This is a genomic window from Hahella sp. NS-SX17 (assembly GCF_057367735.1).
In genome coordinates, this window is record NZ_CM170632.1 from 5968620 (window position 1) to 5983975 (window position 15356).

Genomic DNA, 15356 nt, shown 5'->3' on the forward strand with positions numbered 1-15356 from the left:
AGGATGGCGTATAAACTGACGCATCGCTGTATCTCCAGTCACAAACATGTTCATAAGCACATCGCCTATTCAATGTCAGCGTTTAGTCGACCTTCCTACAGCTCATCCATTGGCGTTTGTGTTCAATAAAGAGTTCTGCGCACTCTCCTTCGCTTTACCGCTCCCACTTCTTGGCGCTTGAAACTGAAGGCCCATAGAACACAACCCCAAGCGCACTACAATATTCCTTAATTTAAGATTTAGGGGAAAAAGCCCTTTTTTTCAACCGCTCATTCCCATGAAGATGGCTTTTTTAGGTTAATTTTTCAAAATTTAACAGCGCCATCCCTTACGTGTCACAAAAAGGCCACATCAAGCCTGCTCCAGGACCTTTTCCTCAAAGTGACGCACAATGCCGCTAAGCTCTTCAAAACGAATAGGTTTAGTCAAGAAATCGTCCATGCCGCATTGCATACATTTCTCTTTTTCCCCAGGAAATGCATTCGCCGTCAGCGCTACGATAGGGATATGCGAGAAGCTTTGCCCGCTCTCACGAATGCGTTTGGTTGTCTCGTAGCCATCCATCACCGGCATCCAGCAGTCCATAAATATCAGGTCAAAATGGGTCGAACCCAGCTGCTGTATCGCAATTTCACCATTCTCAGCAAAGTCCACTCGACACCCGCATTTTTCCAACATCTTTCGCGCCAGATTACGGTTGACGGTATTGTCTTCAACCAATAGAACACGCAGCCCTGAACGCCTGGAGTCTCTTCGGTCTTCGAATGTCATCAAACTGGGAGAGAGGATGATTGAAGTTTCATTGGGTTCCTCAACCATCACTGTATACAAGGCGTCCCGCAAATGCGACTCCCTATCCAGTTTGCTGAGATAGCCGGACACGCCAGCGCCCTTCAACTCGGATACATGCTCCCTTTGCGGATGGGACGACAGCACCAAAACCGGCGCGCTTTTTTGCAGGTCCAACGATTTGATAGACCTTACCAGGTCTATCAACTCACCGCCGGGAAGAGACTCGTCAAGAATCATCGCATTGTAAGGCGCTTTGGAGTCCACCGCCTGACTCACCAACGCCCTGACCTCTTCTTCAGTCTTAGCAATGTCGCAATGCAACAGTGATTCCTCAGAGAAAATATCCAAGGTCGCCTTGAGACTGAGCTCATTGGCGTCCGCCACCAAAATACGACTTTCTCTGAAGATATTCTCTTCGTTCAGAATCTGCGGACTGTAGCTCTGCACGCGCTGACAGGATAACTGAGCCCAGTAGGTGGTTCCTTTACCTTCTTCACTTTCTATACCAAAAGAGCCGCCCATCAGCTCGACAAACTGCTTGCATAACGCCAGCCGCAACCCGGTTCCAACCTCATTGAGTCCTTGCGATACCGGCGCTTCGAAGGTATTGGATAAGAGTGTGTCGATTTCATTCGGACTGATCCCCGGACTACTATCCTCCACCGTAAAACGAATGCGCACGCGATCTTCGTCAAACGCCACTGGATGCACATGCAGCACTACCTGCCCTTTGACAGTGACAGTAATCGCAACTGACAGCAGGCTTTCCAGCACGCGCAAAAGAATATTGCGGTCCGTCAGGACTCGAGTAGGCAGGCCGGCGTCAACAAAGGTCTCCACGTTAAGGCCTTTGGCTTCCGACACCGTTGAGACGCGCGCCACCGCCGCCTGCAACAAGGCGCGCAGTTCAGTCGGCGCCAAGTCCACCTGGGTGGTGCCCGCCTCAAGCTTGGAAAGATCCAGCATATCGTTAAACAACGTCAGCAGTGACTCAGAGCTCTGCTGCACCGCCAATAAATATTCGCGTTGCTCCTGCGAGACTGGCGTATCCAGAAGTAAGCCGGTATAGCCGAGGATATTGTTCATCGGCGTGCGTAATTCGTGGCTGATATTGGCGATAAATACACTCTTGCTTTGATTCGCCTTTACCGCCTGAGATCGCTCCACCTGTGAGCGTTGTTCGGACTGTCGCAGAATCCGAGTCTGTTCCAGCATGCGGATGCGTAGATTATTGATAGCAGTGACCACTTGGCTCAACTCGTCCGACGAAGACGGCGGTTTTCGATCCAGGGTCAACGTCGCCGTTGGATTATCTATCTCAAGCCTGCGGCAGTATTGAGACATTTTTTCCAGATGCCGACTGACCAATAGCCAGAATATGAGCAGGAAGAAAATAGCGACGACAAAGGTTTTGACGCTCTGAGTGATCAGAATGATAAGCAGCCGATCCCAGATTTTGTGCTGGATCGGCTCCAATGTGGCGATCAGCGTCAGGTCTCCAAGCCAGTAGTTATCCATGCCCGGTTGATAAATAGGGTAAACCTTACTGAACGAGGGCTCTCCGGATGGCGGCGCGCCAGCGGTAAATACGTCCTGATAGTTGGTGACCAGAGATACATTGTAGATTTCCGGCAGGCGCAGCAATCCACGCAATAACACATCCAGGTTATCGTGATTGATGCTCCACAGGCTGTTCGCCAGTCCTGGTTCGAAAGTGCTGGCTACGTCATCCAGCCTGGTGTTGAGCGCCGCCACTTCGGCACGGTAATCCAGCCACAACTGTACGCCGGTGGAGACCAGGGCGACGGCTGTGCTGAACAGCAGGACGCTCGCCACGACCTTCGATCCTAAAGGATACTTTCGCAGCCGTTTACTAAATTTACCCCACAAACTCCTAAACTCCCTGTTTGCCTACTACCATTGAGAGCGCTATCGATATTGTAGCAAAACCATACTTTGACACTTGCGACGTCCAGTCACGCATCCGCCGCCCGCCCCTGGGACAGCGACAACTCTATATATGTTCCCGTCAATAATCCATCCCGCCTACGTATTCTGCGGCAATGAAAAGCATGAAGAAGGACGTCGATCAATCAATGTCCACATTGGCGTTAAGCTGGCCACACCAGGGATCAACTGCTATCTTTAGCGGAAAAACTGACTGCTAATACTCAATCCTTCCGGCTCGGAGTTCCCCCTTTGAACGAACATGTCGTCGTAGCCCTCGCCGCCATACTGTTTTTCGGCGTCGCATCTCAGTATATAGCCTGGAAACTGAAACTGCCTTCTATACTCTTATTGTTGCTGAGCGGTATTGTGCTGGGGCCGACTACGGGCGTGTTGAACCCTGACGAAATTTTCGGCGACTTTCTGTTTCCCGCCATTTCTTTCGCTGTCGCCATCATCCTGTTCGAGGGAGGCCTCAGCCTCAAGCTGACGGAACTAAAAACCAGCTCAATCGCTGTCCGCAGTCTCGTCAGCGTCGGCATCCTGATCACATGGTTTCTCGCCTTCCTGCTGGCCTGGATCACTCTCGACGTCCCCTGGATTCTCGCCCTGCTGATCGGCGCCATACTCACTGTGACCGGCCCCACCGTGGTGCTGCCGCTGTTAATGCTGATTCGCCCCAAAGGTCAGGTTAACTCTATCCTGAAATGGGAAGGCATCCTCAACGACCCCATTGGCGCGCTTCTCACTGTATTGGTTTACGAGGCGGTGGTGTCCACCAGCGTCGGGAAAGCCACCACCTTGTTCTTGTCCGGCTTTCTGCTGACGGTCGTGGTTGGCGGATTAATGGGCTTGATTGCAGGCATGTTGGTAGCCACAGCTTTGCGCCACCATTGGATACCTGAGTTCCTGGGCAACACCTTTACTTTGGCGATGGTGATGTGCCTGTTCACCGCGTCCAACCTGATTCAGCATGAAAGCGGCCTGTTCAGCGTTACCATCATGGGGATATATCTGGGCAACCAGCGCCTGGTTTCGATCCGCAATCTGGTCGGTTTTAAAGAGGACCTGCGGGTTCTACTGCTCTCCTCCATGTTTATCGTCCTCGCCGCACGCCTCGATGTCCAGGATCTGGAGCATATCCACGCCGGCAGCTTCGCCTTCCTGTTACTGCTGGTATTTCTGGTGCGCCCGGCGGCGGTTTGGGCTTCAACAGTGAAAAGCAATCTAAGCTGGAAGGAAAAGCTATTTTTGTCTTCCATGGCCCCCCGGGGTATTGTCGCGGCGGCAGTGGCGTCGCTTTTCGCAGTACGTCTTCAAGGCATCGGCTACGAGGAAGCGGAAGCATTGCCTCCCACTATGTTCCTGATCATTATGGGGACAATACTGATCTACGGGTTAGGCGCCAGACCGCTGGCGAAAAAGCTGGCGCTGTCCGACGACAACCCGCAAGGCTGCATCATTCTCGGCTCCAACGCCTTCACCAATGCGCTCGCCAAAGCGTTGAAAAATGAAAACGTGAGCGTGCTGATCGTCGACGCCCGCTGGAGCAACATAAAAGAAGCCCGCATGGAGGGAACGCCGACATTGCTGGGCAATGTGCTTTCTGAACAATTACTGGAGCGCGTCAACTACACCGGCATGGGACGCTTTCTGGCGCTGACGCCCAACCTGGAACTGAACTCACTCGCCTGTATCCGGTTTTCCGACATTTTTGGCGTCAAAGAGGTATACCAGCTCGGCGAACCTGAAGACAAAGACAAGCCCGCTCAGTGGATTCCTGAAGACCTCTCTGGAGTCGCCCTGTTCTCCACTCAGGCCACCTACAACCACATCATGAAGCGGTTAAATCATGGCGCCGTCATCAAGCGCACTCCGCTCACCAAAGACTTTACCTACGAGCAGTTTAAAGAAAGAAACCAGGACCAGGACCCCTTACCTCTGTGTCTGGTAGGGGAAAATGGAGGTCTGACCTTCTTTACTGTGAAGAAGAACCTGCAGCCCAAGCCGGGACAGGTGCTGATCAGTCTCGTCGGCTAGCGCCTGCCGCTAAACTTTCTGAGTCGCCTTAAGGCTTCCTCTCTGCCGAGAGCGAAGCCTCTGCAAGGCAGTTCAAACAACTTGGCATGACATGAAGGAGTCATCCAACCGATGACGTTGAATATAAAAATATCCTGTAGGGCGCTCGTCACTTGCGCCTGTGCTCTTGTGTCCACTCAGGCGTCAGCGCTGCCGCCAACACCGTTCGAAGTTGGGAATTTCTCTCCGCTCGCTCAAACCTTTGGACTCCCTTCTATCCAAACGGCCTTGAATAAAGCGCCTTCTGGTTTCGAGATCAGCCTGCAACACGCCACCGCTAACACCTTCGTCACCCATGAAAACACCAGTGAGATTTCCTACTTTGACGGAGAAGTAGCGATTACCTCGTTATCGTTGCGCTGGCGCTTTGCAAGCGACGCAGAACTTACGTTAAGAGCCCCCTATGTTGACCACAGCAAAGGCTTTTGGGACGACTTCATCTATGACTGGCACGAATGGTTCGGACTGCCGCAAGGGGGAAGAACGCAGAACTCCAATGACCAATTCGCCTACGTCTATCAACGGGATGGTGAACGGCTGCTTAACTTTCGCGAAGAAGTGTCCGGCTTCGGCGATCTCCGTGTCGGCTACTCGCAATTGTTACACTTCTGGGAGCAGGATTGGCTCGCGCAACTGGAAGTAAAGGCGCCCACGGGTAGCGCTGACAAGCTCACGGGCAGCGGCGCCTGGGATTGGTCCGCTGGCATAGGCTGGGAGGGCGCACAGAATACGCCTGAGCAACGCTTCACTCCATTCGCCGGCGCGGCGGTCAGCTACCTTGGCGACAGCGATCTTGATCTGGCGCCTTTACAGAAGAACTGGGCGCTCTCCCTTCGGGCCGGCGGGCACTGGCGCGCCCTTCCCTATCTTACGCTGACCGCGCAATTAGACAGCCATTCCGGGCTTTACCATAGTCAATTACGAGAGCTGAGTAACTTTTCGCTGCAATTGACCACTGGCGGACAAATCTCCCTCAGCGAGGCGCTAACCCTGAACATCGCTATCGCTGAAGACCTCAACACCACTATTACGCCGGATTTTGTCGCCCTTCTGGGGATGACCTACGGTTGGTGAGCTATTTGTGACCGCCAGTTAACCGGTTATTAATTTGAGCCGACATTCGCCTGTGGTTAAGATGTCGGCTTGTCGCCTTTAGCGCCTGAGGGCGTATTTCCGCAATCCGCTACTTGCTATTTCGTAGATGGACGCATTCCGCTAACGGAAGTTCGCCGGAAACTTTTTCTCAGCATGAATAAACCAGGAGCAATCATATCCATGAGATTTTTAGGGCTTAACGCGGCTATCGGCGCCGCCGCACTGTTGGGAGCCAACATCGCAACCGCTTCCGAATTTGACTTCAACATTGGCGATGAATCCGTTAATGCGCAGGTCAATATGCTGCCGCAATCCAGAGATTTTGAAACAGGTCTTGGCTATCTGTACCACAAAGGCGGCGGCCACCTGATCAATGGCGATCTACATGCGCGGGGGCAAACCGCTATCGGTAATCTGCCGACGACGGTTGGAATCGGCGCGCAACTGGACGTGTTCACAGAGAGCGACGTAGACGGCTCAGCTATCGCCTTGGGCGGATACGCGCACATCAAAATTCCCGCCGTTCCAGGGTTGGGACTCAAACTAGCGGGCCATTTCGCGCCGTCCATTACTTCCTTTCAGGACGCCGAGCAGTTTTCCCGTTTTGACGTTAAAACTACTTACCGCGTGATTCCCAACGCCGATATTTATCTGGGATACCGCGTCATCAAAGCGGACATTGAACGCAATAACGACATCACGCTGGATGAAGGCTTGAACGTCGGCTTCGCTCTACAGTTCTAGTCTCTATAGAAAGCGCACGGCTTTCACCAAGACAGTCTCTCGCCGCAGAGGGCGCTTTTCGTCTTCTGCGGCGATTTCTTCTCCTCCATTCCTGCGCCTCCCCGGCTGGGACTGTTTCACAGATTCCTCACCCCAGGGTTTTCCGCCCTCCGTAAAAACCCTTAGACTAGCGCCAACAACCTCAATAAAAATCAACAATGGAATTGCCTATGTCATTGCGTGAGCTGAAAAAAATTTCCGCGCTCCTGCTGCTTGCGTCCTTACTGTCCGCCTGCGGGGGCGGTGATGAGTCTCTCGATGGCAACGGCGGCTATACGCCCCCCAAGAACGACAACAAAGTTGATCCTCCTGCGGGCGACGCCAGTGGCGAAACGCCTCCCGACCCAATCGACGCCAGACAAGTCAACGTCGCCGTCCTCGCCACGCCCGGCATGCAGGAAGCCACAATTGCTCAAAAAATATTAGGCGCCTTCCTGCCGGCTTCGGCCTACGCTATCTCCGCAGGAGACAAAGTTGCAGCTAACCTGAGCGTCCAACAGCTGGATTATCGCGGCAACGCCATTTCCGGCGGCGTGATTTCAGGCAATGATTATTCCGTCAATCGCTCTAGCGACGGCAGCTACACCATCACCTTCGACGGCTCTATCCCTCAGAGAATTGACTTGGTTATTGCAGCGGAGCTGAGTAACGGCTCAGTGATTCGCACCGGTCTGCCCAACGCAAACAAAGGGATACTGATCACCGCCGCGTCAGAGTATGCGGTCAGGGACTTCTTCAGCAGCCTGAGTTCACAGGCCGAGCTTGACGGCATGATGCCCTGCAATGACGGTTCGGATTCCTGTGGCTCACAGGCGGCCGCGCGCATGCTGAACTGGGCTGCGTTGATGAACGGGGTGCAGGATTTTGAAGTGACCCTGCCAGATAGCGCAGATCTGGAAGAAACAATGGCGTTTCTTGGCGAAAACGTATTATTTAACGACTTTGTCGATCAGTTCATCGCCACCATTCGCGAAACAAAGATCGACGGCACAACCTCAACCAGCATTGCCCCCGTATTGGAAAACAGAGCAGGCTTGTATAACTCCGTTTTATTCGCCGCTGGCCTGAATCAGGGGCAGCCCAATGGGAGCAAAACCGTTGTGTTCTCCAATCGCATCGCCACTATCAAAACCAACACTTCAGCAGAAGTCACGACGTATTCTTACCCCATCGCCAGCTTTACCGCGACCGTATTGGGCATCATCAACAACATTATCGTAGAGCAAGTCCCCTGGGAACGTCATAGCCTGACGCAAGTCTCGGATGATGTTTACAATCCAGGGGCGCCAGCGGAAGAAGACGATATCAACGCCCATGTCGGTTCAACCCTGACCTATCTGTCTCCAGCCGGCTTTTTCGATATGGCGCGCCTGCAGACTCAATACATTACGAGGGAGGACAGCGTCAGCCCATCCGGCTGGCTGACCAACCCATTCTATACCCGGCTTTACACAACGAAGTCGACAAACGATGACAGCTCATCCTCTCCCTCCATGGCTTCCGCATACCTGAGCGATGGATTCGCGATAGAACTGGCCGCCAAGTCGACGGGGGGATACAGTAGGGAGCAGACGCTGGAAAAGCTGAATACTTTCGGCTGGCTCTTCCACAGCCTGCAATCTTCGAATTTCAGCACCGCCGTTATTGACGGCGGCGACTATGGCGTAGTCAGTCTGCGCCAGGAGCTCGATACAGACCCGGTTATGACAGTCACCGGAGCGATTCACCACTGGCGAGCGACGGCGGGCGACATAGCGCAAACCCAGCCTGCACCCATTGCGGGCGATCCCGATATATATCACACCTATCAAATGAGCCGCAGCGCCGACGGCTCGGCGTCTGGCGTGGGCGTATCGACGGAAGCCCCAGAGTCTCTGCCGCTGGAGCGGCTGCCCACGATCAAGTACAACAACAAAGATAAAACCTATGAGACGCAGTACACCGGCAGAGTTAAAGCCGGCGCGGCCACCGGCGTCAGCGATCCCTCCGGCAATGTACTGTCATTCAACATCGATAGCGACACAGAAGGCCAAGGCATCATCCATGCCGTGAGGCTTTCTGACACGGATATCAATTATGCGGGCGCCAGTTATGTCTTGTACGGCAACAGTCTGAGCATCAGCGGAAGCGCCACTTTGTTCGGCAACCACAATCTATCGACCTTGACGTTTGACGACGCGTCTGTCGCCACCTTGCACCTGAACGAACGCAGGGTAACGCAAACCATTGGCAGCCAAACCCTCAGTGATATCGAAAATCACGATGCGGATTACTCTCTGACGCCACAGGCATCTCCAGCCGCCAATACCGGCGCCGCCAGAAACCTGCTCAAACTGGACTTCAGCGATCCTCAGCCTGCTGGCGGAGAGACACTGACACTGGAAGGTTTCGCCGCCAGCGGCGGCAACCTGCTGGTATTACTAGTGCGCTACGGCGATCGCATCGGATTGGTATACGGCTTCAAGCGCCAGGCGCTGACCGCCAACTCCGATTAAGAACATTCCTTCACTGTCCCTCCCCGCGCTCTTCCAGCGAAGGGAGGGGCCAGCACGCGCTCACCGCCCAGACCAAAGTGTTGAATCAGCTAAACTAAATACGCAAAATAAAATCTGCTAGCAAAAACGATGGGTAGTACATGAAGAATTACCGCAGTTATGCCGTTATTGCCTTTAGCGGCGCATTAGTTTGGCTTTTTACGTTTACTCTCTGGTATGACTTGCACGCTCTGGTGGGCAAAGAAAACAAAAAAGAGCGCAAGTCCCAAAGCGTCAACCTGATTCCTGCCGCCCCACTTCCTGATTTCAGCCGCTACCAGGATGTCGGCGAAAAGAAAGAAGCGTTTTTCTCTTATCTGTTGCCGCTGGTGCAGCAAGCCAATCGGCAGATCAGAGAAGAGCGCCAGTTCATCACGAAAATGCAGCGACAGACCACTTTTTCGACTGAGAATACCGCCCGTTTACAACGCTTGGCGGAAACTTATCGCGTTCCGTTTGATGATGCTTTCAATAACGACTTTTTCAAGCTCATGCTGCGCAGAGTGGATACCATTCCGCCCTCCCTGGTGCTGGCGCAGGCGGCAAATGAGTCCGGTTGGGGAGGCTCCAGATTCGCCCGTGAAGGCAACAACCTGTTCGGACAGTGGTGTTTCAAACCTGGCTGCGGCATTGAACCCGCTCAAAGAGCATCCAACCTGCAACATGAAGTGGCGCGCTTCGACACCGTTTATCACTCAGTGGTGAGCTACATGCGCAACCTCAACCGGAACCTGCACTATATTGAGCTTCGCAAGACCAGAGAGAAATTGCGCTCGCAGGGCGCCACCGTAACAGGACAGAGCCTGGCGCCCGGTCTGGCGAAGTACTCCAGCCGGGGGCATGCTTATATTGCAGAAATACAGGGCATGATACGGGCCAATGGTCTGGAAAGGTACGATCAGCCCACTGACGCCGCCACACTCTGACGATTAAAACGTGAGCGCTCGTTATTTAATTCAGAAAATCCCGGTGGTGTTGCGTAAAATGAAAAGGACTCCATCTAAACCAGGAGACGAACTATGAGCATCAATCTAGCCCGCCATCGCCTCTCCGAGCCACCCCGTCTTGAGACGGAAAATCCCCCATCAGTATCTGGGGCCCAGCTATGGAAAAAGTTGGGGGCGGCCGCCGCCTCCGCGGGCGTAACGACCGTCGAGCACGCACTGACGCTCTATTACACTGCCGCGTCGCCCAATACACCGGTTTGGTGTAAAACCGTCATTTACGGCGCTCTGGGTTATTTCATCTCACTAGTCGACGGCATTCCCGACCTTACCCCTATTCTCGGCTATACAGACGATCTGGCCGTCATGGCGGGGGCCATTGCGACGATCGCCGCCCATATCACACCGGAGATCAGACGACGGGCGCAGGAAAAAACAGCGACGTGGTTTAAGTCCGCGAATAAGGACACACCTCAGCAAGGGAGTGATTGACAGCCGTATCAAGACCCAATTGATTCACCCACTTTAGGTCTCTGGCGAGCCATCTGTCCGCTGAGCCTTCAACGCCGACAAGAGCGCCGGGCGCTTCAGTTATGCGCCTGAACAACAAATAAACAGACTTCCTGAAAACACAAAAACGAGATATTTCAAGTAATGTTGAGCTTTCTTCCTCATTGGCTAAGAGGCGTTTTAGCCATCTGCTTAATCCTGCTCTCCACCTCCATCCTGTTTCCTTTTGTGCTGGCGCTGGCTTTCGTCAAGCTGCTCACACCCATCAGCGTTGTGCGGAGATACTGCACCATTGCGCTGATAGGCATCGCCGGGCTTTGGATCAATATCAATAACGGACTGCTGTATTTCCTTCACGATATTCAGTGGGATGTGGAAGGCGATGATGACCTCAAGCCCAACGACTGGTATCTGGTCACCTGCAACCATCAGACCTGGGCTGATATTCCCATTGTTCAGAGGGTGCTGAATGGTAAGGTTCCAATGCTGAAGTTCTTCCTTAAGCAGCAGCTGATTTGGGTGCCGTTGATCGGAGTGGCCTGGTGGGCGCTGGATTTTCCATTTATGAAGCGTTATACCCGGGAGCAAATAGAACGTAACCCAGCCCTGAAAGGCAAAGACCTGGAAACCACAAAAAAGGCCTGTGAAAAGTTCAAATATACTCCTGTCACCGTTTTTAATTTCCTGGAAGGAACACGCTTCACTCAAGCCAAGCATGACCACCAGCAATCACCCTACAAACACCTGTTAAAGCCAAAGGCGGGCGGCGCCGCGTTTGTGCTCGGCGCAATGGGAGAACATCTTCACACCATGCTCAACATCACGATTCACTATCCTGGCAAAGCATTGGGCTTTTGGGGACTGGCGTCAGGGCAAATCAAAAAGGTAGTTATCCGCATTGAAAAAATCCGCATCCCCAGTCAGTTCCTGAACAGAGATTATATGAATGATGCGGCGTTCCGCGCAGAGTTTCAGGAGTGGATCGCACAACTCTGGCAAAGGAAAGACGAGCAGCTGGAACGTCTCCACCAGCAATACGCCTCCTGAACTTCGTACATTATTCAACACTTAAAACGAAGAAAGGAGGGGCATCCCTCCTTTCTATACTTGTCTTATAAGACGTCTTTACACGCTTACTTTCTGCCCGACCGTCTCAACGCCGCAGGAGTGAAATCTTGAGAGCTGGCCTCCAGGTTGAACTCATATCCTTTCGGCTCCTCATTAGTCAGGCCCAGGGCCAAGTAACGCCCTGACAGCAGGTCATACAGCACTTCTGCGGAGAACCAGGAAATCTTCTGATCATAGAAGTAAACATGATGTCCTTCCGCAACGCGCCACAGCTCGCCACGACCGTCATAATGGTCCGCCAGACCAATTTGCCAGGTATCCTCATCCACATAGAAAACTCGCTTGGCGTAGATATGCCTGGAGCCGGACTTCAAGACGCCTTCCACCACCCACACGCGATGCAGCTCGTAGCGAGCCATATCCTGATTCAGGTGGCCTGGCTGCACCAGATCTGAATACTTCACCTTCTTCGAGCTTAGATCATAAGCGTTGTAAGGCAGATAGATTTCCTTTTTGCCCAAGACCTTCCAGTCATAGCGATCCGGAGCGCCGTTGAACATGTCAAAGTTATCAGTGGTGCGCAGCCCATCTGAAGCAGTACCTGGACCGTCATAGGCGACTTGAGGCGCCCGGCGCACGCGACGCTGGCCTTCGTTATAAATCCAGGCCCGACGAGGCTCTTTCACTTGGTTCAGCGTTTCATGGACCAGCAAAACATTCCCCGCCAGTCGCGCAGGAGACTCTATTTCTTGTTTGAAGTAGAAAATAACGTTGGGATCAGCGCCACTTTTATAATCAGACAACGAGCTGACATAACTCAGTTGCTCAGAAAAAATAACTGGCGTGAAATCACCGTTCGCCAACGGCGTCACCTGCGCCACGCGCCTGCTCAATGAGCCTCCGCGCCAACGAGTAATATGGTTCCAAATGATCTGCTTGGCCTGATCGGAAGAGCTGCCGCTCAGGATAGGAAACGCGACGGCAGTCTGGTAGTCAGTGATGCCGTTGCCGTCCGCCACCAGCTCGACGGAAGTCGCATTGTTCTTGGCCGCATCATAAATCTTCTGCTCATAGGCTGATGTGCGATGCGTGGGGTACACCTTAATCTTATAGCTGCCCGGATATTTCTTCAGCATCGCCATCTGGCCAGCGGACAAGTTATCTTTGTACTGATCCGCATTCGAAGCGCTGATCACAAACTTGGGCTTTTCAGCGGCGAACGGGTTAATGTAGTCAATGCCGTCGTAACCGGCAGGAATCGTCTTCAGCCCGCCATCCCAGGCTGGAATGGTCCCGTCGGCATTGCCTGCTTTTTCCGCACCGATAGGCGTCAAAGTATCGCCTAATTTAGCGACCTCACTCGCCGGCGCCTTGGCCCAGGCGAAAGAGGAAGATATCGCCAGCGCCAAAGCGCTGAGTTTTATTATTGAATTCAATCTCATTGAGGCTACCTCATAAACCTTAAATAACTTAACTAAACCCTAAAATGACACCGATACGCTCGCAGAAACGTTGTCCCGGTCATTGAGGTAATTGTACGGCTCGCCTCCAAAGAAGTTGGTATAACCGACGGAAGCGGTATATTTATTCAGGTAGACGCCTTTAAGAGTCAAGCCAACTGCTTTCGAGCCTTCTTTGAAGGGCGCGCCAGGTTCCGGCGCATAGCCTTTAACATCATGACTCCAAGCTAAAGAAGGCTCAAAGTTAATCCCTGCAAAGAGGTTGGGATAATCAAGCGTGAAGCGCATACGGTAGCCAGCGGAGAAGTCGGTGACATAGCCCTCGTCTTCACAAAAGCTGGGATTCAGGTTTACAGCGGGATTCTCACAGCTTAAGCCGGAGCCATTCTTCACAGGACCAATTCCATAGGTGCTGTCGCGCCCATATCGTGAGTCATTAGGCAAGTCATGCACAAAGACAGCGCCAATTTCTGAGACAAAAGTTAATCGGCTGGCGCCCATGATTTGATCAAAAAACTTGATGAACGTTACTTGCGCCTGTGTAACCGCAAACTCATCGTAGCCGCGCAGAATCTGCCCAGCCACGGCTTCATCGGCAAAAGCGCTAAATGGGGCCTGGCGACTGGCTGCAGTCAACTCAAAAGAGTTCTTTTGAATTGGCAGGTTTGGCCTGTAAGTAATTTCCCCGCCAATAGACCAGCCACTATCAGTACTTGTATTGAAGCTTACGCCAAACAGCTGTATATCTTCTGGGAATTCAACAAAGTATTTCGCCCCCTGTCCAGTAGAGGGGTCCTGAACAAGAAAGGATGCATAGGGTAACCTGCTGTGATAATTCACGAAATAGAAGCCAAACTCCGTATCCCCAAGGTCAGCCGCATACCAGCGTGCAGCAATACCATACTGGCCATTGTTATCAGGCTCGTTGTCAGCTAAACGCTCATTAACTGTATCAATCCCTGACCTTTCTTCTAAGTCGACTACTACGGACTCAGGCGACTGCGCAGTGGTCACGACTCCTCCGCAACCATCTGGACCCGAGTCGCTATTGGAGAAAAACGTTCCACAGGGATCAGCTTCCGCTTTTTCCCATTCTAATTGATAAAATAACTCAGTAGTCAGGTCTTCTGTTATCCCAACCGACATATAAAACATATTAACCGGCAATAGCACGTCTTTTACTTCGGCCCCGGGCGCTCTCGCCGCCGCGGCGTCAATAGGGTTGATAATATTAATCCCCCCCAGGATAAACGTACTCTCTCCCCAGCTGACCACCTGCCTGCCTAAACGTGCATTGACAGGCGTATCGCCCACATACCAGTCCCCCCAGACATAGGCATCCAGAAAGCGCACATCCGCCCCAGCTTGCTCCAGTCCCTGTTTATTAATCGGGCGTGTCTGGCCAGCCTCATCATAAGCGCGCCCCTCATCCATCAACTCCTTATCGTAGAAATAACGCAAACGAGTAAAGCCGCCGTAGTCGCCATAGCGCAACATCAAGTCAGATGTGCCCTTTATTATTTTTGAGTACGTCTCGCCTTGTTTGAAGTTCCAGTTGCCATTATCACTATTATGGGAAGACGCTGCGTTTGAATAGGAGCCTGTTGGCGGAGGAGTCAGCCCCTGGTTGCCAGGACTCAACTGATTCTTATCGCGATCGGATATCCGCCAGCTTGCTCCAGCGGTGATGGTGGTGTCCAGCGAGCCTTCAATATCGCCCAGATAAAATTGAAACGCTTGTGCCGGAGCAGAGATTGTCGCCGCCACTGCGACGGCCAACGGTAATTTTGTCCACTGACGCCAACGTTTATTTTTATTTATCATCGAACGCTACTCCGTTATTTTTCTTAGATCTTCATGCCATGCAGGAAGACGTTCTGTGTAAACCCAATTTTTTGTTTTAATGTCGACCCCTAGAAGATGTAAAAGACGTGAAAACACGGCGGGATCTTCTACGATGAAAGTCTCATACACTATAGACGCTATTGCCCGGATTCACCAACAGTCTAAATAAAAAACGCAAGTTATGAAAAAATAAGAAAGTTATGGCTTTTATCCAGGATTTTCAGGACGTAAACAGTTATCAAATTCGGTCCGGTTTTACATGGGTGTTTTTTACGGTATTCACGTTATATAAGAATTGC

10 protein-coding genes are annotated in these 15356 nt (G+C 52.4%); 7 read left to right on the plus strand and 3 right to left on the minus strand.

Annotated elements, in window-relative coordinates:
* Positions 1–351: 351 nt before the first annotated feature.
* Positions 352–2628 (minus strand): response regulator, encoded by a 2277-nt coding sequence (locus AC2IBB_RS26625; RefSeq protein ID WP_486329730.1) that lies wholly within the window; start codon positions 2626–2628, stop codon positions 352–354.
* A 363-nt stretch (positions 2629–2991) separates the two neighbouring features.
* Between AC2IBB_RS26625 and AC2IBB_RS26630 the strand changes: the two genes are divergently transcribed.
* From AC2IBB_RS26630 to AC2IBB_RS26660, 7 genes are all read left to right on the plus strand, one after another.
* Entirely contained in the window at positions 2992–4779 is a 1788-nt protein-coding gene (locus AC2IBB_RS26630; RefSeq protein WP_486329731.1) for a cation:proton antiporter, read from the plus strand.
* Positions 4780–4890: 111 nt separating this feature from the next.
* Entirely contained in the window at positions 4891–5892 is a 1002-nt protein-coding gene (locus AC2IBB_RS26635) for a DUF3187 family protein (protein ID WP_486329732.1), read from the plus strand.
* 201 nt (positions 5893–6093) lie between these two features.
* Complete coding sequence (locus AC2IBB_RS26640; RefSeq protein ID WP_486329733.1) at positions 6094–6657, plus strand: YfaZ family outer membrane protein; 564 nt, start codon at positions 6094–6096, stop codon at positions 6655–6657.
* A 209-nt stretch (positions 6658–6866) separates the two neighbouring features.
* Complete coding sequence (locus tag AC2IBB_RS26645; RefSeq protein ID WP_486329734.1) at positions 6867–9191, plus strand: hypothetical protein; 2325 nt, start codon at positions 6867–6869, stop codon at positions 9189–9191.
* Positions 9192–9331: 140 nt separating this feature from the next.
* Positions 9332–10156 (plus strand): glucosaminidase domain-containing protein, encoded by an 825-nt coding sequence (locus AC2IBB_RS26650; RefSeq protein WP_486329735.1) that lies wholly within the window; start codon positions 9332–9334, stop codon positions 10154–10156.
* A gap of 93 nt (positions 10157–10249) precedes the next feature.
* The gene (locus AC2IBB_RS26655) at positions 10250–10666 is read left to right on the plus strand and encodes a YkvA family protein (protein WP_486329736.1); all 417 of its coding nucleotides are present in this window, start codon (positions 10250–10252) and stop codon (positions 10664–10666) included.
* 162 nt (positions 10667–10828) lie between these two features.
* Positions 10829–11731 (plus strand): acyltransferase, encoded by a 903-nt coding sequence (locus tag AC2IBB_RS26660; RefSeq protein ID WP_486329737.1) that lies wholly within the window; start codon positions 10829–10831, stop codon positions 11729–11731.
* Positions 11732–11817: 86 nt separating this feature from the next.
* Here the strand turns inward: AC2IBB_RS26660 and AC2IBB_RS26665 are convergent, their stop codons facing one another.
* Both AC2IBB_RS26665 and AC2IBB_RS26670 read right to left on the minus strand, forming a co-directional pair.
* On the minus strand, positions 11818–13194 hold the full coding sequence (locus tag AC2IBB_RS26665) for a DUF1329 domain-containing protein (RefSeq protein ID WP_486329738.1): 1377 nt from the start codon (positions 13192–13194) through the stop codon (positions 11818–11820).
* 39 nt (positions 13195–13233) lie between these two features.
* A complete protein-coding gene (locus tag AC2IBB_RS26670; protein WP_486329739.1) occupies positions 13234–15036 on the minus strand; it encodes a DUF1302 domain-containing protein in 1803 nt (600 codons plus the stop codon).
* Positions 15037–15356 lie beyond the last annotated feature (320 nt).

Coding starts and splice junctions, on each gene's coding strand:
- AC2IBB_RS26640 (WP_486329733.1), top strand. CDS start 6,094: ATGAGATTTTTAGGGCTTAACGCGGCTATCGGCGCCGCCGCACTGTTG.
- AC2IBB_RS26645 (WP_486329734.1), top strand. CDS start 6,867: ATGTCATTGCGTGAGCTGAAAAAAATTTCCGCGCTCCTGCTGCTTGCG.
- AC2IBB_RS26650 (WP_486329735.1), top strand. CDS start 9,332: ATGAAGAATTACCGCAGTTATGCCGTTATTGCCTTTAGCGGCGCATTA.
- AC2IBB_RS26670 (WP_486329739.1), bottom strand. CDS start 15,036: ATGATAAATAAAAATAAACGTTGGCGTCAGTGGACAAAATTACCGTTG.
- AC2IBB_RS26665 (WP_486329738.1), bottom strand. CDS start 13,194: ATGAGATTGAATTCAATAATAAAACTCAGCGCTTTGGCGCTGGCGATA.
- AC2IBB_RS26660 (WP_486329737.1), top strand. CDS start 10,829: ATGTTGAGCTTTCTTCCTCATTGGCTAAGAGGCGTTTTAGCCATCTGC.
- AC2IBB_RS26655 (WP_486329736.1), top strand. CDS start 10,250: ATGAGCATCAATCTAGCCCGCCATCGCCTCTCCGAGCCACCCCGTCTT.
- AC2IBB_RS26635 (WP_486329732.1), top strand. CDS start 4,891: ATGACGTTGAATATAAAAATATCCTGTAGGGCGCTCGTCACTTGCGCC.